Here is a 21307-nt window from a genome sequence, read left to right as displayed (position 1 = left end):
GAGAGTGGGAAAAAGCTGAATGCTTGATTGAAGTATCAAGCATAGTAACGGTTTGGTTTAGAATAGATCGTCAATATAAAGAGAGTTTAAATTGTTACAGAAAACAAAATATCCTGTTTTGCGGTAACTGAGCCTTTCTTTTTACTTAAACCTTGAATGGCATCCATATTGGCGATCACAACAGGTGTAACAGTACTGGTTACTTGTTCTTGTATAAAATTAAGATCGAATTGAAGAATTGGGTCTCCAATATGTACTTCAGCTCCCTGCTCAACAAGCCTTGAAAACCCTGTCCCTTGAAGTTCTACTGTACCAACTCCAAAGTGGATAAATAGTTCAACTCCCTCTTTAGTTACAATACTAAACGCATGATTAGTTTCGAAAATCTTGCCAATGGTTCCATCAACTGGTGCATGAATGGTACTACCATGTGGAGTTATAGCTAATCCATCACCAACAATTTTTTCAGCAAATACGATATCAGGAACTTGCTCAATAGATACTATTTCACCTGAAACTGGGGAATAGATGTCAATTGTTTGTGTTTGCTGCGGTGTATTGTCAAACCACTGCTTGCATTGATTGATAAAGCCCATTTTTCCCTCAAAATGCTATCAAATACGCGTATAAATTAATTGCTGTAGTGGTTGAATTTTCGTCTGCTTCAACGCTTTTTCAGCAAGCTCTTGGAATTGATTATAGTCACCAGAGCAGATTATGGATTTTATCTCTAGAAATTTATTGAGATCCACACTTAGTTCACTTAGTCCAAGGCCAACCAATAATGGAACAACTTTGGGAACACTTGCTAATTCACCACAAAGAGAAACACTAACATCAAATTGTTTGGCTTGTATAACGATTAGATCAATGGTTTTTAAAATAGCAGGAGAAAGGGAGGGAAAGACTCTGGCCAACTTTGTGTTACTTCGGTCAGCAGCCATACTGTATTGTGTTAAGTCATTCGTCCCAATGCTTATAAAATCAAGTTCAGGTAGCATACTTGTGAGATTGAATACAGCCGCTGGCGTTTCAATCATAATCCCAAATTCAAAATCCCCGTAGCCAATATCATTATTAACCAACTCTTGTTTACACTCCTCAATGACAGCCTTGATTTCTTCAATTTCTTCAATTTGGTTAATCATTGGGAACATTAATCGAACGTGTCCATGATTTGCAGCACGCATTGCAGCTTTTAGCTGAGGCTTAAAGTATTGAGGATGAGCTAATGAATACCTACATCCCCTGATCCCAAGGGCTGGGTTATCTTCTTGTACTTTTCGTTCAAAAGGAAGCGGCTTGTCTGCGCCAAGATCTAAAGTTCGAATTGTTAGCGGCATTCCGTTTAGACTATGTAAGGCATCACAAAATGTTTGATATTGTTTTTGTTCACAAGGGTATTCAGTTGCATGCATCAGCATGAATTCAGTTCTGAATAATCCTACACCTAGAGAGCCAATTTCTGTAGATCGAATAACATCATTCAATCCCGTGACGTTAACCCAAAGAGAGACTGGGTGACCATCAACTGTTTGAGTTGTTTGATTCTTAATTGAAAGTAACGCATTAATTTTCGATTTATCTTTTAATTGCTTATCACTGAGTGCCTTAACAAGTTCATTATCGGGAAGATGATGCAATACGCCATCAATGGCATCTAATGCGATAGGCTGGCCATTTTGGATATTCAAATGTTGATATTGGCAATCTAATAAGGCAGGAATCCCTGCTGCTCTTGCAAGGATGGCTGTATGACTTGTTATGCCACCGGTTTCTAGAACAATACCTCTAATATATTTTTTAGGGAGTAGGGCAAACTCTGCTGGCGTAATGTCATGTGCAAGTATGATTGTATCTTGATCGAGATGCTCTAAGCTCCAGCTTAAAGTGCCATTGATTGAAGCAATGATTCTTGCCGATAAATGTCGAATATCTTGTCCACGGCTTGCGATCATAGGATCTTCTATGCATTCAATTTCGTAGGCATGAGTTTCGAATGTTCGCTGAACAGCCAGAGACGCAGAATAGCGCTTTCCCTCGATACAATTGAGCATTTGGTTTAACAATGCTTGATCATCGAGTAATAAAATATCAGATTCAATAAGCTTATAATTTTCAGAATCCGAATCGAGATGCTCTAAGCTAATGATTAATAACTGGAGTATATGATGAATAGCTTCTCTTAAGCGTTGTTGCTCTTTAGGTACTTCGTTTTTACGAAGTAAATGCAAATCAACACTATAGTCTTGTTCGATTATGTGTACGGCTTGACCAAATGCTAGACCTGTGGAGCCTATGATTCCAGTTACTGACATAGTTATACCTGTGAGTAAGGTAGATTAACTTAAGGTTTCGAGAAGTGTGGAAACACTTTCAACTGCTTCTTGTGCATGTGTTCCTTCGGCTGAAACTTTAACTTCTTGACCCTGATATAAGCCCAATGTTTGTAATTTGAATAAACTCTTGGCGCTGGCTTGTTTACCATTACATTCTACAATCACATCACAATCGAATGTTTTAGCAGTTTTAACGAGTAGAGCGGCAGGTCGAGTATGAATTCCATGTTTTGCACGAATGGTAATAATTTTTTTATACATTTTACGGCTCAAGTAACGCTTAAATTTACAGCCGTATATTATCTTATAATCAAAGGCTATTGGGAACTTAAATCGATCAAACTATTGGTTTTAGGGCTAAACAATTGCTGATATAAACGTCCAGCAAAATCATCAGTCATACCTGAAATATAATCACATAAAATTCGATTACCGTTGCCAAATTCATGCTGATGTTTCAGCCATCTTTCTTGAGTATTATAAGGCAGCAATCGTTCTGGATCCGATTCTAAAGCTTCAAAGAGTTCCATCACTATTTGTTGACCTTTAAATTCAATCATTTGGATTTCGGGTCTACGGATCACCATTTTGTAGACGAAGCGCTTTAAGATATCGAGCAATAAAGAAAAATCAGTCTGAAGCTTGGCATTGTAGCTAAACAATGGGCTATCGAAATGTTCATCTTGATCAAGATAAATTGCTGTAACTAAGCTATTAACTAAAGTCCCTATCGCATCTTTTCTGATATGATGTTCAAAACTAAATAGCTTATCTTTCAAGTTGACGATCTCTTGATTAATCCAATCATTATCGATTTCAGCTAATTGGAATTCCACCAGATGCTGCCATTGATCTTTCGTCACTATTCCCATGACAATGGCATCTTCTAAATCATGTACCGCATAAGCAATATCATCGGCTAATTCCATAATAGAACAATCTAGTGATTTATAAACACTACGTTTATGATGGTACTGCTGAGTAATGTTGTGAGTTAAAAAACGAGATTTGTCATTATCAGATAATGGTTCGAGCACCCAGTCAAGAATATCAATATCATCTTGGTAGATCCCTTTTACAACTGGCCACTGGTCTGGCTTAAGTTGACGATAGTTTTGTACTTTTTCCAAATCGTAACGATTAAATAAATCTTGATAGGGTACCGGATATTTTAAAACACCAAGCAGGGTACGGCGGGTAAGATTCATTCCCCACTGAGAGGTATAGGGCTCTAAACGTGCAAGAATTCTGAAGGTTTGCCCATTTCCTTCAAAGCCTCCATGATCACGCATCATATAATTTAATGCTGTTTCGCCACCATGTCCAAAAGGTGGATGCCCTATATCATGAGCTAAGCACAAGCTTTCGATAAGACTATTCGAGCTGAGTAAATCTTTATGTGTCGGGTGTTTTTGTTTGAGCTGAGCGAGTATTCCTGTGCCAATTTGTGCAACTTCTAAAGAATGAGTCAGTCGAGTGCGATAAAAATCATTCATTCCAACACCTAAAACTTGGGTCTTTGCCTGTAATCGACGAAAAGCCGCGGAATGCAATATCCGAGCTCTGTCTCGTTGAAATGGGCTACGATGATCATCCCGTCTATTTTTAGATTCTGTTGACCGGCGTTGCTGCCACGAATTTTGGCTCATCGCGTTTCCTCATCCAATGGAAAAATAGATTAAGTTCTACTTTAGCAAGTTCAGTCTAAAAATAAACAAGTTGCACTTTAATTTATAATATCGAGCAAAATTACATCGCTCTAACTTGTTAGCATCTTAAAAATGAACAAATAACTTGCTCAACAGAGTACAAATCGGTAGTTTTTAGCTTTTATATCTTTATGGTTGGTTGATGCTCCTATCTTATTCATCAACGTTCCCTTGTTCAGTTTAAGGAGATTACCTTGTTAAGCCAGTTAAGTGGCATACCGATTTCGACTGATTCAATGTCATGGTTGCTCACAGCAGAAATGTTTCGTAAAGAATTACTCAAACGTATTGCTAACGCTCAACAAAGCATCTACATCTCCGCGCTATACCTTGAAGATGATGAAGCTGGTCGTGAAATTATTGATGCATTATTGGCCGTCAAGAAATCTAACCCTGAACTTGATGTAAAAGTATTCGTTGACTTTCACCGTGCACGCCGTGGATTAATTGGTCATAAAGGGGATAGTGGAAACTATTTCATGTATCGCGATAAGTTATCTGTAGCGGAACATCCAATTGAAATTTATGGTGTACCAGTTAAAAGTAAAGAGATTTTAGGCGTACTTCACTTAAAAGGCTTTGTAATAGACGATTCGATACTTTTCAGTGGAGCGAGTTTAAATAACATTTATTTGCATCATTCGGATAAATATCGCTTCGATCGCTATCATGTCATAGAATCTGAGCGCGGCGCTCGTACTATGAAAAACTTTATGAAGAGTTTATTGGAAGAGCCCGCAGTCGTATCACTTGCCCAGGCAAAAGAATTCGAAGTGTTACCGACAAAGACCCAAATCAAAAAATTAAAAAGCCGGCTTACAAGAAGTAACTATGAATTCAGTGGCGTTGATTCAGGTTTACGCATTACACCTCTGGTTGGCTTAGGTAAGCGTAAAAATGCACTAAATAAAGCTGCGATTGCAGTGGTTAAAGAGTCAATTGAGTCTCTGTTTATTTGCACGCCTTATTTTAACCCTCCTTACTCTCTGAGTCGTGCTTTAACCAAACACCTTAAGCAAGGTAAAAAATTAGAGATTGTTGTGGGTGATAAAACGGCGAATGACTTTTTTATTCCGCCTGAAGAGGATTTTTCGACTATTGGTGCTGTGCCCTATATATATGAGCAAGCACTGTTGAGATTTTTGAAACGTCATCAATGGGCGGTAGATAAAGGCTTATTAAAAATTCATCTTTGGAAGCATGATCACCATAGTTTTCATTTAAAAGGTATCAGTGCAGATAACAAATATCACTTACTGACAGGCTCAAATTTAAATCCACGTGCTTGGTCATTAGATCTTGAAAATGGCATTTTAGTACATGATGTTAATCAAGAAATAGAACAAGGGTTTACGAAAGAGCGTGAGCATATCTTGCAAAATACTAACCAAGTGTCTCATTACACAGACATTGACACTTTGCAAGATTATCCAGAAGAAGTAAAAAAAATCTTAACCCGTATTAAACGATTACGTGCTGATTTTATTCTGCGCCGTATTATGTAATCTGTACCAATACTCAATGAATTTATTCATTTCTTAACACTCGTTATCTGGCGAGTGTTTTTTAACGCTGAAGAAAATGACTATTTTAAAACATCGTATTCATAGCCTGTATGATTACAGAAAATCATTATCCTCTACTGAGTTTAATGCAAGAGGAAAGAACATCAGTCGCTGCAAACTGTGTTTACAGGCAAGAACTTGGTGTTTGTGTCCGCACCGTCGCCAATTAAATTCGGAGGCGGCATTCGCTATAGTGATGTACGATGATGAAGTGTTAAAACCTTCTAATACAGGGCGCTTAATTGCAGATTTATTTCCTGAAACTTATGCCTTTCTTTGGTCGAGAACTGAGCCAAATACTGAGTTGTTAAATTTATTTTCTGACGAACAATATCAACCGATCCTTATCTTCCCTGAAGAATATGCTACAGAAAAAACAAGCGTAATTAATTCGATAAATAGGGAAGAGCTCTCAAATAAAAAGCCGATATTTATCTTACTTGATGGTTGCTGGCGTGAGGCGGTAAAAATGTTTCGTAAAAGTCGATATTTACAAAACATTCCTATGTTGTCATTTAGTCCAGATTTTCTAGCAAATTATATGATCAGAAAAGGATCTAGGGACTTTCAGCTTGGCACAGCAGAAGTTGCATCATTAGCATTAGAGTCATTTGGTGAGACTCATAATGCTATTGCGCTGCAAAAATGGTGTGATGTGTTTAAAGAATCAGTTTTATTAGGACGCAATAAAAGACCAGCAAAAGATATTAAACCTTTTTCTGAGTATTTAGCTCAATTCAATATTACTCATGAAAAAGCAATATTAGCTGGATTATAAATTAAGAATTGCTTGCCATTATCTGTAACACTTCATCATAGCTGATATTGTATTGGCGAGATAGATTAATTACCTTTGTTTTAAAGGTTTGAATCTTTTCTTGCCGAAGTAAGCGTTGTTCTTCTGAATCTACCATTTCGATGATGGCTTCTTGAAGCAATTTCATTCTCCGTAGACTGTAATCAAGCGTTTCAAGATAAGCCGTCATTTGCTTCTTATTACGGGCTTGAGTTAAGTCCGACGATTGTTTTTGTTCAAGTCCATATGAATCGAGCGCAGAAATAGCTTTTTCTAAATCCAAATTCTCATTCATCATAATTCCATTCGAATACAAGTGTTATTGATTTCCCAAAGGGTTAATCAAATGAAGTGAAAAGTTACACTACGCATTACTTTTATATCGCAATTGCAAATGAAGTTAGCGTCAGCCTGCTAATTATACAATTTTATTGCAGTTCCTCAATAAATACTTAACAACCACCGTCTGAAAGACGGTGGGTTATTTTTTGCGGACTGAAAGTCCGCTACTCGGCTTCAGTGACTCGATTTACTCAATATCAAAATTATCATCACCTTTTCTTTCGAAATGATGTTCAAGATATTCTGCGATCATTTCTTTGGTTAACTCTCCAGTTGTGACACAAAAGTAACCTCGTGCCCAGAAATGCTGACCCCAATATTTCTTTTTTAACATTGGATATTCATTGAATATTTTTGTAGACGTTCTGCCCTTGATTCGCTTCATTATCAATGAGGCTGGTATGGTCGGTGGAGCTGAAACAAGTAAGTGAACGTGATCTTTAGTTATGACTCCGCGTAATATCTCAATTTCAAGATATTCGCAAACTTGTCTGACTAAATCCCTCACTCTTAAACCCACGTCCCCTACAAGAACTTTATATCTGTATTTTGTGACCCATACGAAGTGATACTCGATCTTGTATTTTGTGTGAGAGCCTTGTCGGTACTTCATCCATACATCATAAAGGCAACCGCTAGCTGAAAGCTACCCGTCTGAAAGACGGGGGTTTTAACCTTACGTGAGACTAATAAATTAAGGTTTTGATGATGTTCGCATTTTTTTGATAGTAAGAAAGTAATTCAGTTTTGGATTAGAGGAAACAACAGGTATACAATAGGTAAAATTTTCTTATGGGACTTTGAAGATGAAATTGATAAAAGGACTGGCAATAAGTATTGCCGTTATCATAACCGCACTGGTTTTATACCTCACGCTCTTCTTTAATATTAATCAGCTTAAACCTCAACTTACTGATTCAATTGAAGATGCTACTGGCTACAAAGCTAACATAGATGGGGAGCTGGGCTGGAAACTCTTTCCAACAATCGGTATTGAGGTTAATGGTCTAGAGATTGAGAACCCATCGGGTTTTAGTAAAAAAGAACTTATCAGAATTGATCATGTTGTTGCTGATGTTGCTTTATTACCTTTATTATCGAAAAACATAGAAGTGAAGACAGTTCAATTCAAGGATATGAAGCTGAACCTCTTAACAGACAAAGGTGGTCGTACAAACCTTTATAAGTTACAAGAAAAAGGCAATACAGCTAACACTAAACCTCAACCTGAAGTTAACAAAACGAAACAGAACGAGCAATCAACTATAGATATTGGTGCAGTTTCGATTGCTGGTATAGATATTGAAAATATTGTTATCTATCAACAAAATTTGCAAGTTCAATCTGAGCAGACATTGAAGCTAGAGTACTTTAACCTTGCTAAATTTGGTTTAGATTCTGATTCATCATTCAAAATGAAGGCCACAGTGAAACAACCTGAGTTGAATGCTGAAGTTACCGGTAATGGGGTTATCAATGTTGCTTCAACACTTCAATCACTAAGTATAAAAAGCTTTGAAGCAAACCTAAGCGCAAAAGGCAATCAGCTGCCGACAGGTCATATTAATGCAGTATTGAAGGTAGCGGCTAATGTCGATCTAGAAAAGCAAACTGCAAATCTGGATGTTAGCCAAGTTCAAATTAACGACATAAAAGGAAATGGCAGTCTTAGAGCTAATTACGGTTTAAAAGTGCCGAATGTCAATATCAGCTTTAATTTTGGTGATGTAGATTTGACGCCTTATTTTCCTAGAGGTACAGAGAATGCAAATTCTAAAGTTGATGAAGAAACAGCGCAAGCATCAGTAGCTAATGAAGTGAGCAATAAAGAGCCAGATCTTTCTGCCTTAGCTTCCATAAACGGTAGCGCGAAAGTTACCATAAAAAGTATTAAGGCTAAAAATGTTCATGCCAGTAACTTAAGTATAATGGCGAATATATCCAATTCAGTCCTAACGATAAAAGATATTTCGAGTGACCTTTATCAAGGGAAGTTACAAGGTAAAGCGAGTCTAGATGCAAGAAAGTCAATTGCGAGTTATAACTTCAGTGCTAATTTGACTAAGTTCCAGTTTCAACCATTGTTAAAAGATGCATTGGACACTCAAGAGATTTCGGGTGAAACGAATTTATCAATCTCAGGAAGTGGCCATGGTGTCTCACCGTTAGCGATAAAGCAAAAGCTAGCGGCAAGAGGAAGTGTTGCAGTAACGGATGGCGCTTATCATGGTGTTGATATAGGTAAAATGTTATCTAATTTTGAAAGTCAGTTAAAAGGAGAAGCTGCACCAAAAGAAACTGAAGTGGATAAAACTCTATTCGAAAATTTAGGTACTGAATTTGCGATTAATAATGGCGTGATGCAAATTAGTAATACCGCATTAACTTCACCTGTTTTGAAGGTAAAAGGTAATGGAACCGCCAATTTACTCACAGATAAATTAGCTTATAAACTTTCTGTCAATGTGACAGAAAGCAATAGTCATAAATCTGGTTTGAATCAGCTAAGGGGCAGGGACATTCCATTTTTGGTTACGGGAAGTTTGTCAGATCCCAAATTTAGATTGGATACTCAAGCCGTACTCAAGCAACAGCTAGATAAAGAGAAAGATAAGCTTAAAGATAAAATTAAAAAGAAACTGTTTGGCAAGTTTGGATTCTAATTTTGTAAGCTTAGATATATAACGCCCTGTAAAAACAGGGCTTTTTTATACCTTTTTATAAAGTTATTTATTAATCAGCTTTACGTTATGTTCACAACGTTTTGACCATCATTAATCCTTATTCATAAAAGGATTTTTTTTTAGGAACTTAGAATCAAGTCAAGTAACCTTCAACACAATTCGATGCTTTTTAATGCATTAGACTGTCAGAAAGTCACCGCTTATTAGAAAGTTATCTCACTAAATCAAGGATCTCACCGTAAGGAATACCTAAACCGTCCAGCAGCATTAAGTCGTTACTTCAGGAGTCGTTGGGTGTATTCAAATACAAAAAGGCTATTAATTTCGGTTGGCCTGCTGTTATTTCCAATTTTTGTGGAAGCGGCACAACTTAATATGACGAAAGGTGTCACTGGTATTAGCCATGATATCTATCATCTTCACATGACCATTTTTTATATCTGCTGCGCAATAGGTGTAGGGGTATTTGGAGCAATGATTTACGCAATGCTTAGGCATCGTAAATCTCAAGGCCACAAAGCCGCGAATTTTCATGAGAGTGTTAAAGTAGAGTTGGCATGGACCATCATTCCATTCCTTATCTTGATTGCTATGGCTGTACCCGCAACAGGCACTTTAATTAAAATGGATGATACAAAAGACGCGGCCTTAACGATCAAGATAACCGCTTCTCAATGGAAATGGCATTACGACTACTTTAATAAAGGCGTTGGTTTTTACAGCATATTAAAAACCCCGCAAAAGCAAATCGATAATCAGCAAGCTAAAGATACTGATTATTTACTAGAAGTTGATAAACCACTCGTTTTACCCGTCAATCGGAAAATACGCTTTTTAATCACATCAGAAGATGTCATTCATTCGTGGTTCATTCCAGCCTTTGCAATTCAAAAAGATGCCAACCCTGGCTTTATCAATGAAGCATGGACCCGAATTGATAAAACTGGTGTCTATCGAGGTCAATGTGCTCAACTATGTGGTAAAGGCCATGGTTTTATGCCAATTGTTGTTAAAGCGGTATCAGGCAAAGAATTTGATTCATGGTTGAAAGCACAACAACAAGCGAAATTGGTCGCGGCAAAATCTGCGCAAGCCGCTTTATCGAAAACGCTATCAAAAGCCGATTTGATGAAAGAGGGTCAGAATGTTTATTTAGCTCATTGTGCTGTATGCCACCAGCCAAATGGCATGGGTTTACAAGGTGTATTTCCTGCACTTAAAGGAAGCAAAACAGCAACAGGCCCCGTTCATGATCACATCCATACCGTGAAATTTGGTCGCCTTGGAACTGCTATGCAAGCGTTTAGCAAGCAATTGACTGATGAGGAAATTGCCGCGGCCATTACTTATGAAAGGAACTCTTGGGGAAACAACATGGGAGATGCTGTGCAAGCCTCCGATGTTCATAAGGTGAAGCAATAAGGATAACTCATGACTACATTGAATCCAGAAATGTCAGCCACCATTAACTCTACTAGCCACGAACATCACCATATGCCTCCCAGAGGCATGATGCGTTGGCTGAAAACCACTAACCATAAAGACATTGGTACCTTATACCTATGGTTCAGTTTTATTATGTTTTTGATCGGCGGCTGCATGGCGATGCTGATAAGAGTAGAACTGTTTGAACCGGGAAAAGTAATTTTAGACCCTAATTTGTTCAACCAAATGACCACAGTTCATGGGCTGATTATGGTGTTCGGTGCGGTTATGCCCGCGTTTACTGGGCTAGCCAATTGGTTGATTCCATTGATGATTGGCGCTCCAGACATGGCATTACCAAGAATGAATAATTGGAGCTTTTGGATATTGCCATTTGCATTTTCAATATTACTCAGCACGTTATTTATGCCGGGTGGTGGCCCGAATTTTGGTTGGACTTTCTATGCGCCATTGTCCACTCACTATAGTAGTGACAGTACCGCCTTATTTGTGTTTTCTATTCACATTATGGGGATCAGCTCAATCATGGGGGCAATGAATGTCATTGTAACCATCTTTAATTTAAGAGCGCCCGGAATGAAGTGGATGAATTTACCACTTTTTGTCTGGACTTGGCTTATTACCGCATTTTTATTGATAGCTGTAATGCCTGTTCTCGCTGGTGTCGTGACAATGGTGCTCACTGATAAATTTTTTGGCACCAGTTTTTTTGATGCCGCAGGTGGTGGTGATCCAGTCATGTTTCAGCATATATTCTGGTTCTTTGGCCACCCAGAAGTCTACATTATGATTCTGCCTGCTTTTGGCATCATTTCATCTATTATTCCAGCTTTTAGTCGTAAGAAACTATTTGGATACTCTTCGATGGTTTACGCCACAGTAAGTATTGCTGTGTTGTCATTCATAGTGTGGGGCCATCATATGTTTACCACAGGCATGCCGTTATTCTCTGAATTGTTCTTCATGTATTGCACTATGATTATTGCTGTTCCAACAGGAGTGAAAGTTTTTAATTGGGTAGCGACCATGTGGAGAGGTTCGTTATCTTTTGAGCCTCCGATGCTATTTGCCATTGCTTTCGTCATTTTATTTACGATTGGAGGCTTCTCTGGATTGATGCTAGCAATCACACCTGCAGATTTCCAATATCATAATACATATTTTGTGGTAGCCCATTTTCATTATGTGCTTGTTACCGGTGCTGTGTTTGCCATTATGGCCGCAGCTTACTATTGGTTGCCTAAATGGACTGGGCATATGTACAGCTTCAAATTAGCTAATTGGCACTTTTGGTGTTCAGTAATCTCTGTAAATGTATTGTTCTTTCCCATGCACTTTTTAGGTCTGGCTGGTATGCCTAGGCGGATCCCTGATTATGCCCTGCAGTTTGCGAACTTGAATAAAATTGTTTCCTTAGGTGGATTTGCGTTTGGATTGTCACAATTATTGTTTTTTGCATTAGTTATTAAGTGCATTAGAGGTGGAGAGTCTGCACCAGCAAAACCATGGGATGGTGCTGAAGGCTTAGAATGGACTTTACCTAGTCCACCACCATATCACTCCTTTACGACTCCGCCAGAGGTTGAGTAAATGACAAAGGCGCCGATGAGTAATAACAAAAAGCTGATGATTTACTTAGTCTGTGGCTGTATAGGCATGTTCGGCTTTGGTTTTGCGCTTGTTCCTCTTTATAACGTCATGTGTAAACAACTGGGTATAAATGGTCACTCATCCAATCTTCCTGAAAAATACAAAAGAGAATTAGTGGTAGATAAAAGTCGAAATATTAGAGTTGAGTTTGTTACGCAAATTCACCCAGGCTTACCTTATGATTTTGGTGCGATCACTAAAGAGGTGACTGTGCATCCTGGCGAATTAGCTCATGCTCAGTTTTATGCGAAAAATAACTCAAATCATTTGATCGTTTCCCAAGCAATTCCTTCAATCTCACCCGGTCAGGGTACTTTGTATTTTCACAAAACTGAATGTTTTTGTTTTACCCAGCAGCCGCTGAAGCCTCAAACCAAAGCTGATTTGCCTGTGGTTTTTTTTATTGACCCTGCGTTACCCAAAGAAATACATACGATTACCTTGTCGTATACCTTGTACGATGTTACCAAGGCTGTTTTAGCTGTTCATCCAGAAGTGGCTAAACAAATTGAAAGCTAACTCTATATGGAGACTGCCATGAATGCTTATGCAAAATATTATGTGCCTGAACAAAGCCCGTGGCCAATCATAGGTGCTGTAGGGCTTTTTGGAATTGCTTTCGGTGCTGGTCATTTTGTCATTGAGTTAGAAAAAGGACAGGCTACTCATGGACTTTATCTACTGTTGGCAGGTATAGCCACAATTTTGTTTATGATTGTTGGTTGGTTTAGGCATGTGATTATTGAATCTATGTCTGGTTTATATTCAAAGCAGATGGATATCTCATTTCGTCAAGGGATGAGTTGGTTTATTTTTTCTGAAGTCATGTTTTTTGCTGCTTTCTTTGGCGCATTATTCTTTGTGAGGGTGTTTTCTGTTCCATGGTTAGGTGGGCATGATGGTGGAGTCACTCATCAAATTTTATGGCCTCATTTCAAAGCTCAATGGCCGCTAATTATTACTCCTAAAGGCGATAAAACACAGGCTATGCCGTGGTTAGGGGTACCTCTAATCAATACAGTTATTTTATTGACTTCATCAGTTACTTTGCATTTTGCTCACGTCAGTTTAGAGAAGAACAAAAGAAAAACTCTAACTGTATGCCTTGGGTTAACCATATTACTAGGCTTAAGTTTTTTATTTTTTCAAGCCACTGAGTATTACCATGCATATACAGAGGTAGGCCTGACACTTAAATCAGGGGTTTATGGCAACACTTTCTTTATGCTTACTGGATTTCATGGGTTGCACGTGACGCTAGGGAGCATTTTTCTCATCGTTCTATTTTGTCGTGTGTTAAAAGGGCATTTTACTCCAGATAAACATTTTGCTTTTCAAGCTGGTAGTTGGTACTGGCATTTTGTTGATGTTGTTTGGCTTTGTTTATTCGTATTCGTGTATGTGCTCTAAGTAACAAATGGCGATTACAAACTTTAATTATTTCGAGAACATCAGCTGTAAAAAGGTTGTGGGTTTTTTATTGTTTACCAGTTTGATTTTGCTATTAGTTAAGCTTGGTTTTTGGCAATTGAGAAAAGGTGAACATAACCAACAGTTGGAAACCAGTTTTTTTGTTCGAAGTCATCATCAGTTGAGTTTTTTTAAGATTAATAACGCCTCGAATATGGCTTCACTTACCGGTTTTCAAGCAAAAGTGGATTTAACCCCTGTATCAAAGCCATTGGTTTATCTTGATAATCAAATTTTAGGGAAAAAAGTAGGTTATGAAATTTACCAAGTGATGAAATATCAAAGAAATCAACCTTGGTTGTTAGTGGATTTAGGGTTCATAGTAGCTTATGCCCAGCGTAATCATTTACCCGTGATTAAAGAAATAACTCAAAAAGTAAAGTTAGTTGGTACTCTGTACCACACTGCTAAAAACCCGTTCAGCAGCCAGTTATTACCTGAAATCGGTAAGCAAATTAGAATCCAGAACCTCAATTACAAGCAGTTAAGTCGCTTCTTGGGACACAAGGTATTGGCGGTCGCGCTCCAGCCAAAGCAACAATTTTACACTATCGATGGAAGGGTATTATTAAAAAGAAAACATAAATTAGCTATGCCTTCTTCAAAAAATTATGGGTATGCGGTTCAGTGGTTTGCCATGGCAACAACCATGGTCGTAATAGGTTTATTCAGTTTTTGTAAAAGGTACAGGCTAGATGGTAACAAAGCTTAGTGATCAGAAAATATTAATGTGCTTAGCGCTGGTGTTTATCGCCCCAGTGATTTTTAGCAAACTATTTTTAAATATGCACTGGTATCGAGAAGGTTCGACTAACTTAGGCGACTTACTGCCAGCAGCAATGAGTTATCGAACGCTCAAAATTGAAAATCCTGCGCCTCATAAATGGCAGGTTCTTTATCAAGTACCTGATAAATGCACTAGCTTGTGTCGCCAACAATTATTTGTATTGCACCAAACTATTACCGCTTTAGGAAAAGATCAGTCAAGAGTTGCTCCTGTTTTAGTGAACAATAAACTATTTGACGATAAGAGCACTAATGCTTTTTATTTAAGGGCTAATTCAGCCGTAAATAAAGCGTTAACTGGTCGTTTATTTGTGGTTGTTGACCCATTGGGTAAATGGGTAACGAGCTATCCAATGGTAACGAATGATCAAGCTTGTATAGATCAAGCTCGCCATTTATTAACAGATATTCGAACATTACTGAAGTTATCGAAGGTGGGTTAATGAAGTCGAGATTATTGATTGGATGTGCAATTCTATTAGCTTTCACCGTGATATTAATGGGCGCTTATACCAGACTATCGAATGCGGGTTTAAGTTGTCCTGACTGGCCTAAATGCTACGATCACCTGACAGTACCGACACAGACTCAGCTTCTGCAAAATACTCATAGGCTGTTTCTTGGCGATGTCTTACAACCTGAAAAAGCATGGCTAGAGATGATCCATCGTTACCTTGCTGGCAGCCTAAGTCTTCTAATTCTGGCCATATTAATTCAATCATTAACTAAACGAATCACACCAAGGCTCTTAACATGGGGTTTGGTAGCTGTTGTAGTATTTCAGGCTCTACTTGGCATGTGGACAGTTACAATGAAGTTAATGCCGATTGTAGTGATGTCTCATTTATTGGGTGGCTACTGCGTCATTTCGCTGCTTTGGCTGATTCATCTTAATTCTATCAAGCGCAATGAAGCGATGGAGCATTGCTCAGCAGTAGTGATACAACGTCATGCAGCTCTTGGTCTATTTACTTTAGTTATTCAAATTATATTGGGTGGGTGGACTTCCACTAATTATGCAGCTTTAGCTTGCACTTCATTGCCTATTTGTCAGGGTAATTGGATAAACCATTTAGATTTCACTCAAGCATTTTCTCCTTTGCAAGGTCTACATAAAAGCTATGAGTTCGGAGTACTAAGCTCAGATGCTCGAATGACGATTCATATATGCCATCGGATTTGGGCAATGGTGACAAGTTGTGTATTGGGCTCATTAGCATTTCGATTACTGTCACAGCAGGTATATACAATTAAAAAAAGTGGATACTGGCTATTGGGATTTTTGTGTCTACAAATCAGCTTAGGGGTAATGAACGTATTATTTCAATTACCCATTGGGATCGCTGTGGCTCACAATGCTGGTGCCTTAATGCTTCTGCTTTGCATGCTATATATCAATTTTCATGTGTGGCGGCAGGGTGGTCAACATGAGCAATAAGATGAATAGAGCAATAATGATTAATTCATTTACAAGCATTCCTTTTAGTTGGAGAGATTATTTAGAGCTCACTAAGCCTAAGGTAGTCGCGCTCATGCTACTAACTGTGATGGTAGGAATGTGCATGTCAACTCAAGGAACATTACCTATTAGGTTGGTGTTTTTTGGGTTATTAGGAATTGCAATGATGTCAGCGTCAGCGGCAACAATTAACCATGTGATTGATCGTGAAGTTGATGCAAAAATGAAGCGTACACATAAAAGGCCTGTCGCACAACACAGAGTTAGTGTGTTTAAAGCGAGTGTATTTGCTTCAATACTTGGCGGATTTGGATTCTGCACTTTATTTAGCTATGTGAATTCTCTGACAGCTTGGCTGACATTTGCAAGCCTGCTTGGTTATGCCGTGATATATACCTTATATTTAAAAAGAGCAACTTCACAAAATATTGTCATTGGTGGTCTGGCAGGTGCTATGCCTCCATTGCTAGGGTGGACAGCTATTACTGGTAAGTTAGATAGTAATGCAGTGTTGCTTGTGATGATTATCTTTCTTTGGACTCCGCCACATTTTTGGGCGCTTGCGATTGCAAAAGAAGATGAATATGCAAAAGCTGAGATACCTGTACTTTCTGTTACTCATGGCATTGAATACACAAAAACATCTATTTTACTTTATACCTTGCTATTAGGAATAGCATGTCTGCTTCCTGCTATTGTAGGTATGACAGGTGCTATTTATCTAATTGGATCGACAATTCTAAGTGCCTTGTTTTTCATACAAGCATGGAAACTAAAATATAATCCTTCAAAGCAGTCGTCCATGTCAGTATTTAAGTTTTCAATTTATTACTTAATGCTGCTGTTTAGTTTGTTTTTGCTTGACCATTACTTATAAGGGCAGATGATGCAATCAAAATCATTAGTGATTAGCTGTTTGATTACTTTTGGACTATTAGGTGGTGGATTAGCATATTATCAACACCATCGGCCATTGACACTGATCACGACTACGGAATATCCGACCAAAAAGTTAGTTATACCATTTCACTTAACAAATCAATATGGAAAGTCATTCACAAATGAGAGTCTACAAGGCAAATGGACTTTATTTTTTGTTGGTTACACAACATGTCCAGATATTTGTCCAACAGCCATGACTAAACTTGCCGCAGCATACCCTAAATTAAAAAAAGACCATCCATTTCAGATTGTTTTTATTTCAGTTGATCCTGAACGCGATAGCCTTCACAAGTTAAAAGAGTACACAACATTTTTTAATAAGCATTTTATCGCTGTTACTGGTAGTCAATCACAATTGTTACCACTCACACGGAACCTAGGAATGGCTTATTCAAAAGTAGGGGAAGGCAAAAATTATCTAATTAGTCACAGTGCAACTATGACATTAGTATCTCCAAAAGGTTTGAAAATCGGAATTATTAAGCCACAAGTCGTGCCTGGTAGAATACCGCAAATAAAAAACGAAGATATGGAAGCAGATGTTTTGAAACTCATGGATAGATACGGTTAAACTAATATTACAAGTACTTAGGTGTGAATATAATGTTCTACGCTTCAGTTGGGCGTTATTCAACAAGGAATTGTGCTAGAGAAAAGGAGTTGTGATGATTGAGAGTATTAATAGAAGGATCTACCGAACAGGGAAAATGTATGTTGAAATCAATCAACATAATGTTATCAAAAGGTTTTTGCCTCAACGAGACAGTTTAAAGCGCTTTAAACTCGAAATTTATGCGTTGAAACAACTCGTTGACTTCAAACGAGTTCCAAAGCTTATTAATGTAAATAAAAATGAAATGAGTTTTGAAATGAGTCGTTTGCCAGGTATAAAACCAACATGCTTATCGCAGTCACATATTAAACAATTAAAAGGGATTGTGAATCAGTTGCTTTCACATGGCATCGCAAGACATGCTCTGCCTTTAAGGGATTTATTAGTAGATGAAAAAGGTAAGCTTTATATGGTGGATTTTGAACGTATCACAATATGTCGATTTAAGTTTTCTCCGGTTTGGCTGATAGCGAAAGCTGTAACTCATTCGCACGTGTTGCGCTTAATTGGACAATTCCAACCACAAATGCTGACTAGATTTCAAAAGATTGAACTAATTTCATTGTTGGGCTTGCGTCAAATTTTTCAAATAATCAAAAAGCCGATTAATATATTGAAAGAAAAATTATTTCGACGTTGATGTGTACGAGAAAGGAAGGTTTCAATTAATCACTACCACTTGATATAAGGGATGGATAATTGAAACCATCATTCGCTTTTTTAATTTCTAGAAGAAACCTAGCGGATTAACATCATAGCTAACTAACAGGTTTTTGGTTTGCTGATAATGTTCAAGTGCCATTTTATGGGTTTCGCGGCCAACACCTGATTTTTTATATCCTCCGAAGGCTGCATGCGCTGGGTACATGTGATAACAGTTAGTCCAAATCCGACCAGCTTCAATCTTTCGACCCATACGATATGCAAGGTTCATATCACGAGTCCAAACACCTGCGCCTAAGCCAAATTCTGAACTATTTGCCAGTTCAATGACTTCGTCTTCATCCTTAAATGTACAAAGCGAAATCACAGGGCCAAAAATTTCTTCTTGGAAAATTCGCATATCATTTGTACCTTTTAGTAAGGTAGGTTTGATATAAAAGCCATTACTGTGCTCACTATCTAATGATTCAGCTTCGCCACCGAGTAGTACTTCCGCACCTTCTTCACGGCCAATTTTTATGTAACCCATGATCTTATCGTATTGTTCTTGCGATGCTTGAGCGCCAACCATGGTGTCAGTATCTAATGGATTACCTCGTTTAATAGCCTTGGAGCGCTCAATAACTTTCTCAATAAATTTAGAATAAATATCTTCATGTACAAATAAACGGGAAGGGCAGGTACAGACTTCACCTTGGTTAAAGTATGCTAGTACAACACCTTCTATACATTTACTTAAATACTCATCTTCTTGATCCATTACATCTTTAAAGAAAATATTGGGTGACTTGCCGCCGAGTTCTACAGTCGATGGAATGATATTTTCGGCAGCGCATTTAAGGATGTGTGAACCAACTGGCGTTGAACCCGTAAAGGCTATTTTTGCAATACGCTTGCTGGTGGCTAATGCTTGACCGGCTTCTTCACCATAACCATTTACGATGTTGAGGACACCTGCTGGGAGAAGGTCTTCAATTAATTCAACTAAAAGTAAAATAGATGCTGGTGTTTGTTCTGCTGGTTTTAGAACGACGCAATTACCAGCTGCAAGTGCAGGACCTAGCTTCCAAGCTGCCATAAGAATAGGGAAGTTCCAAGGAATAATTTGGCCAACAACACCTAATGGTTCATGGAAATGATATGAAACGGTTTTTTCATCTATTTCGCCAATAGAGCCTTCTTGCGCGCGTAAACAACCCGCAAAATATCTGAAATGATCCACTGCAAGTGGCAAGTCGGCTGCTAATGTTTCTCGCACAGCTTTGCCATTATCCCAAGTTTCAGCTACCGCAAGGTATTCGATATTCTGTTCGATACGATCTGCAATTTTTAACAAAAGACTGGAGCGTTCAGTGACAGATGTTGCACCCCATGAATCTTTAGCTTTATGTGCGGCATCTAATGCTAGTTCGATGTCTTTTGCGTTCGAGCGTGGAATTTCGCAAAAAGGTTGGCCGTTAACAGGGCTGATATTTTGAAAGTATTGGCCGTCGCAAGGTTCAACCCATTGACCACCAATGAAATTTTGATACCTAGGTTTAAAATTAACGATGGCATCTTTTGAGCCGGGAGCAGAGTAAATCATATGATGTCCTTCTATTGTATTTATCGGTTTTTCTTATTAACGTAAAGACACAAAATGAATTTAACTTTGCTGCTAATCCACAATAAATGACTCTCAGTACAAAATAAAAACATTGGAATAGGCGTATGATTCGTGAACAACTATCTGAATTACGAAAGAAACCTCAGGTACTGGTTGAAAATAAAATTAGCTTTACAGCTCCGGATACTGAACTGAGTATTTATGATACTTACGAGCAAGCTGATAAAATTCCACTCTTATCAGATCAGTTACTTTTTTGTGGAATGATTTCAGGTAAAAAAATCATGTACGATGATTCACTTGCTTGCCCCAGCCAATTCTTGCCTCATGAATCCTTTGTTATTGCGCCCAATAATCAAGTAAAAATTGATTTTCCTGAAGCAACAATTTCGGAACCGACAACATGCTTAGCTATCGAAATATCAACAGATCGAATTAAGAAGGTTATAGATAAGCTAGAACAGTCTAAACCTCTTGATAAAGATTACGGTTGTTGGTGTTACAGGCCAAACTCCATTCATACACACCATACATCATCTACACAGCAACTGTTAAACCGAATTGTTCAGGTTTACATTGAAAATCATCAAGATCGAAACTATCTAATCGATCTAGCCATAACTGAGCTAACCATTCGTTTATTGAGAGAGCAAACGAGAAGCTTCATTTTGGAACACTGCGAACAAGATCCTGAGTCTAATGGTATAAATGCATCAGTAAATTATATTGTCGAAAATTTAGACTCTCAGCTCGATGTTGAGCAGTTGTGTAAATTGTCATGTATGAGTAGGTCGAAGTTTTTTACTCAATTTAAAACTCATTTCGGCTGTTCTCCTGCGGCGTTTCAACTTCAATTGCGATTAAAAAGGGCGGCGGGCCTGATAAAGCAAGGTCAAAAGGTAACAACGGCTTGCTTTGAAGTTGGTTTTACCAATACAAGCCATTTTAGCCGCTGTTTTAAAAAGTACTTTGGTATATGCCCAAGTGGTTATAAGACTCGCACAATGGGATAATTATACTTGTATCAACCTAAGAAGCCTTGAAACTTTAATCAAATGTAATTCTATATTATGGAAGTTTTTATCTTTAAACTGACTTATACTATTTTAACCATAGGTATCTACATGGTTTGTCCAAAAAACGAACTAGCCAACTCTCTAAATGCTTCAATCTCCTCAATGGTATAGTTAGAAAGAACTTCGTTGAGCTGTAAAAAGACCCATAAGCCAGCTAATAA

The 21307-nt window shown here is 38.0% G+C and carries 20 protein-coding genes and 1 pseudogene; 14 read left to right on the top strand and 7 right to left on the bottom strand.

Annotated features, from left to right (window positions below):
- Positions 1 to 86: 86 nt before the first annotated feature.
- Genes crr through D5018_RS13010 form a run of 4 tightly spaced genes read right to left on the bottom strand, consistent with a single transcriptional unit; the run spans position 87 to position 3988 of the window.
- Positions 87 to 596: a PTS glucose transporter subunit IIA gene (crr, locus tag D5018_RS13025; protein WP_121839436.1), complete on the bottom strand. Its 510-nt coding sequence runs from the start codon at positions 594 to 596 to the stop codon at positions 87 to 89.
- An 18-nt stretch (positions 597 to 614) separates the two neighbouring features.
- The gene (gene ptsP / locus D5018_RS13020; RefSeq protein ID WP_121839435.1) at positions 615 to 2318 is read right to left on the bottom strand and encodes a phosphoenolpyruvate--protein phosphotransferase; all 1704 of its coding nucleotides are present in this window, start codon (positions 2316 to 2318) and stop codon (positions 615 to 617) included.
- Between the two features lie 24 nt (positions 2319 to 2342).
- The gene (locus D5018_RS13015) at positions 2343 to 2600 is read right to left on the bottom strand and encodes an HPr family phosphocarrier protein (protein ID WP_121839434.1); all 258 of its coding nucleotides are present in this window, start codon (positions 2598 to 2600) and stop codon (positions 2343 to 2345) included.
- A gap of 56 nt (positions 2601 to 2656) precedes the next feature.
- Entirely contained in the window at positions 2657 to 3988 is a 1332-nt protein-coding gene (locus D5018_RS13010; RefSeq protein ID WP_121839433.1) for an anti-phage deoxyguanosine triphosphatase, read from the bottom strand.
- Positions 3989 to 4242: 254 nt separating this feature from the next.
- On the opposite strand from D5018_RS13010, the gene pssA reads away from it, so the two are divergent.
- Complete coding sequence (gene pssA / locus D5018_RS13005) at positions 4243 to 5553, top strand: CDP-diacylglycerol--serine O-phosphatidyltransferase (RefSeq protein ID WP_121839432.1); 1311 nt, start codon at positions 4243 to 4245, stop codon at positions 5551 to 5553.
- Positions 5554 to 5629: 76 nt separating this feature from the next.
- Positions 5630 to 6391, top strand: a complete 762-nt coding sequence (locus D5018_RS13000; protein WP_121839431.1) for a tRNA-uridine aminocarboxypropyltransferase — start codon at positions 5630 to 5632, stop codon at positions 6389 to 6391.
- A gap of 1 nt (position 6392) precedes the next feature.
- Here the strand turns inward: D5018_RS13000 and D5018_RS12995 are convergent, their stop codons facing one another.
- Together D5018_RS12995 and tnpA are read right to left on the bottom strand one after the other, a co-directional pair.
- Positions 6393 to 6704 carry a hypothetical protein gene (locus D5018_RS12995; protein ID WP_121839430.1) on the bottom strand — a complete coding sequence of 104 codons (312 nt, stop codon included), beginning with the start codon at positions 6702 to 6704 and terminating at the stop codon, positions 6393 to 6395.
- Positions 6705 to 6938: 234 nt separating this feature from the next.
- On the bottom strand, positions 6939 to 7364 hold the full coding sequence (gene tnpA / locus D5018_RS12990) for an IS200/IS605 family transposase (protein WP_121839429.1): 426 nt from the start codon (positions 7362 to 7364) through the stop codon (positions 6939 to 6941).
- 193 nt (positions 7365 to 7557) lie between these two features.
- Here tnpA and D5018_RS12985 point away from each other — a divergent pair, with 193 nt between their 5' ends.
- The 11 genes and pseudogenes from D5018_RS12985 (at position 7558) to D5018_RS12935 (ending at position 18441) form a co-directional block, all read left to right on the top strand.
- Positions 7558 to 9414, top strand: coding sequence for an AsmA family protein (locus tag D5018_RS12985; protein WP_121839428.1), 1857 nt, complete (start codon positions 7558 to 7560; stop codon positions 9412 to 9414).
- Between the two features lie 315 nt (positions 9415 to 9729).
- Positions 9730 to 10842, top strand: a pseudogene (gene coxB / locus D5018_RS12980) (cytochrome c oxidase subunit II); the annotation flags it as partial.
- 24 nt (positions 10843 to 10866) lie between these two features.
- On the top strand, positions 10867 to 12471 hold the full coding sequence (gene ctaD, locus D5018_RS12975; protein WP_121839427.1) for a cytochrome c oxidase subunit I: 1605 nt from the start codon (positions 10867 to 10869) through the stop codon (positions 12469 to 12471).
- A complete protein-coding gene (locus tag D5018_RS12970) occupies positions 12472 to 13050 on the top strand; it encodes a cytochrome c oxidase assembly protein (RefSeq protein ID WP_121839426.1) in 579 nt (192 codons plus the stop codon).
- An 18-nt stretch (positions 13051 to 13068) separates the two neighbouring features.
- Positions 13069 to 13941 carry a cytochrome c oxidase subunit 3 gene (locus D5018_RS12965; RefSeq protein ID WP_121839425.1) on the top strand — a complete coding sequence of 291 codons (873 nt, stop codon included), beginning with the start codon at positions 13069 to 13071 and terminating at the stop codon, positions 13939 to 13941.
- Positions 13942 to 13948: 7 nt separating this feature from the next.
- Entirely contained in the window at positions 13949 to 14713 is a 765-nt protein-coding gene (locus tag D5018_RS12960; protein ID WP_121839424.1) for an SURF1 family protein, read from the top strand.
- Positions 14697 to 15230 carry a hypothetical protein gene (locus D5018_RS12955; protein WP_121839423.1) on the top strand — a complete coding sequence of 178 codons (534 nt, stop codon included), beginning with the start codon at positions 14697 to 14699 and terminating at the stop codon, positions 15228 to 15230. The genes D5018_RS12960 and D5018_RS12955 overlap by 17 nt, the downstream gene beginning before the upstream one ends.
- Positions 15230 to 16225, top strand: a complete 996-nt coding sequence (locus D5018_RS12950; RefSeq protein ID WP_121839422.1) for a COX15/CtaA family protein — start codon at positions 15230 to 15232, stop codon at positions 16223 to 16225. The genes D5018_RS12955 and D5018_RS12950 overlap by 1 nt, the downstream gene beginning before the upstream one ends.
- Before the next feature lies 1 nt (position 16226).
- Entirely contained in the window at positions 16227 to 17123 is an 897-nt protein-coding gene (cyoE, locus tag D5018_RS12945; protein WP_121839450.1) for a heme o synthase, read from the top strand.
- Between the two features lie 6 nt (positions 17124 to 17129).
- Positions 17130 to 17759 carry an SCO family protein gene (locus D5018_RS12940; protein WP_121839421.1) on the top strand — a complete coding sequence of 210 codons (630 nt, stop codon included), beginning with the start codon at positions 17130 to 17132 and terminating at the stop codon, positions 17757 to 17759.
- Between the two features lie 94 nt (positions 17760 to 17853).
- On the top strand, positions 17854 to 18441 hold the full coding sequence (locus D5018_RS12935; RefSeq protein WP_121839420.1) for a hypothetical protein: 588 nt from the start codon (positions 17854 to 17856) through the stop codon (positions 18439 to 18441).
- An 87-nt stretch (positions 18442 to 18528) separates the two neighbouring features.
- Here the strand turns inward: D5018_RS12935 and exaC are convergent, their stop codons facing one another.
- On the bottom strand, positions 18529 to 20049 hold the full coding sequence (exaC, locus tag D5018_RS12930) for an acetaldehyde dehydrogenase ExaC (protein WP_121839419.1): 1521 nt from the start codon (positions 20047 to 20049) through the stop codon (positions 18529 to 18531).
- Positions 20050 to 20174: 125 nt separating this feature from the next.
- Here exaC and D5018_RS12925 point away from each other — a divergent pair, with 125 nt between their 5' ends.
- Positions 20175 to 21083: an AraC family transcriptional regulator gene (locus D5018_RS12925; RefSeq protein ID WP_121839418.1), complete on the top strand. Its 909-nt coding sequence runs from the start codon at positions 20175 to 20177 to the stop codon at positions 21081 to 21083.
- The last annotated feature ends 224 nt before the right edge of the window (positions 21084 to 21307 follow it).

Source organism: Parashewanella curva (assembly GCF_003675895.1).
Classification (GTDB): Bacteria; Pseudomonadota; Gammaproteobacteria; order Enterobacterales; family Shewanellaceae; genus Parashewanella; species Parashewanella curva.
This window is presented reverse-complemented; position numbering and strand designations above follow the sequence as displayed.

Coding starts and splice junctions, on each gene's coding strand:
- crr (WP_121839436.1), bottom strand. CDS start 596: ATGGGCTTTATCAATCAATGCAAGCAGTGGTTTGACAATACACCGCAG.
- ptsP (WP_121839435.1), bottom strand. CDS start 2,318: ATGTCAGTAACTGGAATCATAGGCTCCACAGGTCTAGCATTTGGTCAA.
- D5018_RS13015 (WP_121839434.1), bottom strand. CDS start 2,600: ATGTATAAAAAAATTATTACCATTCGTGCAAAACATGGAATTCATACT.
- D5018_RS13010 (WP_121839433.1), bottom strand. CDS start 3,988: ATGAGCCAAAATTCGTGGCAGCAACGCCGGTCAACAGAATCTAAAAAT.
- D5018_RS13000 (WP_121839431.1), top strand. CDS start 5,630: ATGACTATTTTAAAACATCGTATTCATAGCCTGTATGATTACAGAAAA.
- D5018_RS12995 (WP_121839430.1), bottom strand. CDS start 6,704: ATGAATGAGAATTTGGATTTAGAAAAAGCTATTTCTGCGCTCGATTCA.
- tnpA (WP_121839429.1), bottom strand. CDS start 7,364: ATGAAGTACCGACAAGGCTCTCACACAAAATACAAGATCGAGTATCAC.
- D5018_RS12985 (WP_121839428.1), top strand. CDS start 7,558: ATGAAATTGATAAAAGGACTGGCAATAAGTATTGCCGTTATCATAACC.
- ctaD (WP_121839427.1), top strand. CDS start 10,867: ATGACTACATTGAATCCAGAAATGTCAGCCACCATTAACTCTACTAGC.
- D5018_RS12970 (WP_121839426.1), top strand. CDS start 12,472: ATGACAAAGGCGCCGATGAGTAATAACAAAAAGCTGATGATTTACTTA.
- D5018_RS12965 (WP_121839425.1), top strand. CDS start 13,069: ATGAATGCTTATGCAAAATATTATGTGCCTGAACAAAGCCCGTGGCCA.
- D5018_RS12960 (WP_121839424.1), top strand. CDS start 13,949: ATGGCGATTACAAACTTTAATTATTTCGAGAACATCAGCTGTAAAAAG.
- D5018_RS12955 (WP_121839423.1), top strand. CDS start 14,697: ATGGTAACAAAGCTTAGTGATCAGAAAATATTAATGTGCTTAGCGCTG.
- D5018_RS12950 (WP_121839422.1), top strand. CDS start 15,230: ATGAAGTCGAGATTATTGATTGGATGTGCAATTCTATTAGCTTTCACC.
- cyoE (WP_121839450.1), top strand. CDS start 16,227: ATGAATAGAGCAATAATGATTAATTCATTTACAAGCATTCCTTTTAGT.
- D5018_RS12940 (WP_121839421.1), top strand. CDS start 17,130: ATGATGCAATCAAAATCATTAGTGATTAGCTGTTTGATTACTTTTGGA.
- D5018_RS12935 (WP_121839420.1), top strand. CDS start 17,854: ATGATTGAGAGTATTAATAGAAGGATCTACCGAACAGGGAAAATGTAT.
- exaC (WP_121839419.1), bottom strand. CDS start 20,049: ATGATTTACTCTGCTCCCGGCTCAAAAGATGCCATCGTTAATTTTAAA.
- D5018_RS12925 (WP_121839418.1), top strand. CDS start 20,175: ATGATTCGTGAACAACTATCTGAATTACGAAAGAAACCTCAGGTACTG.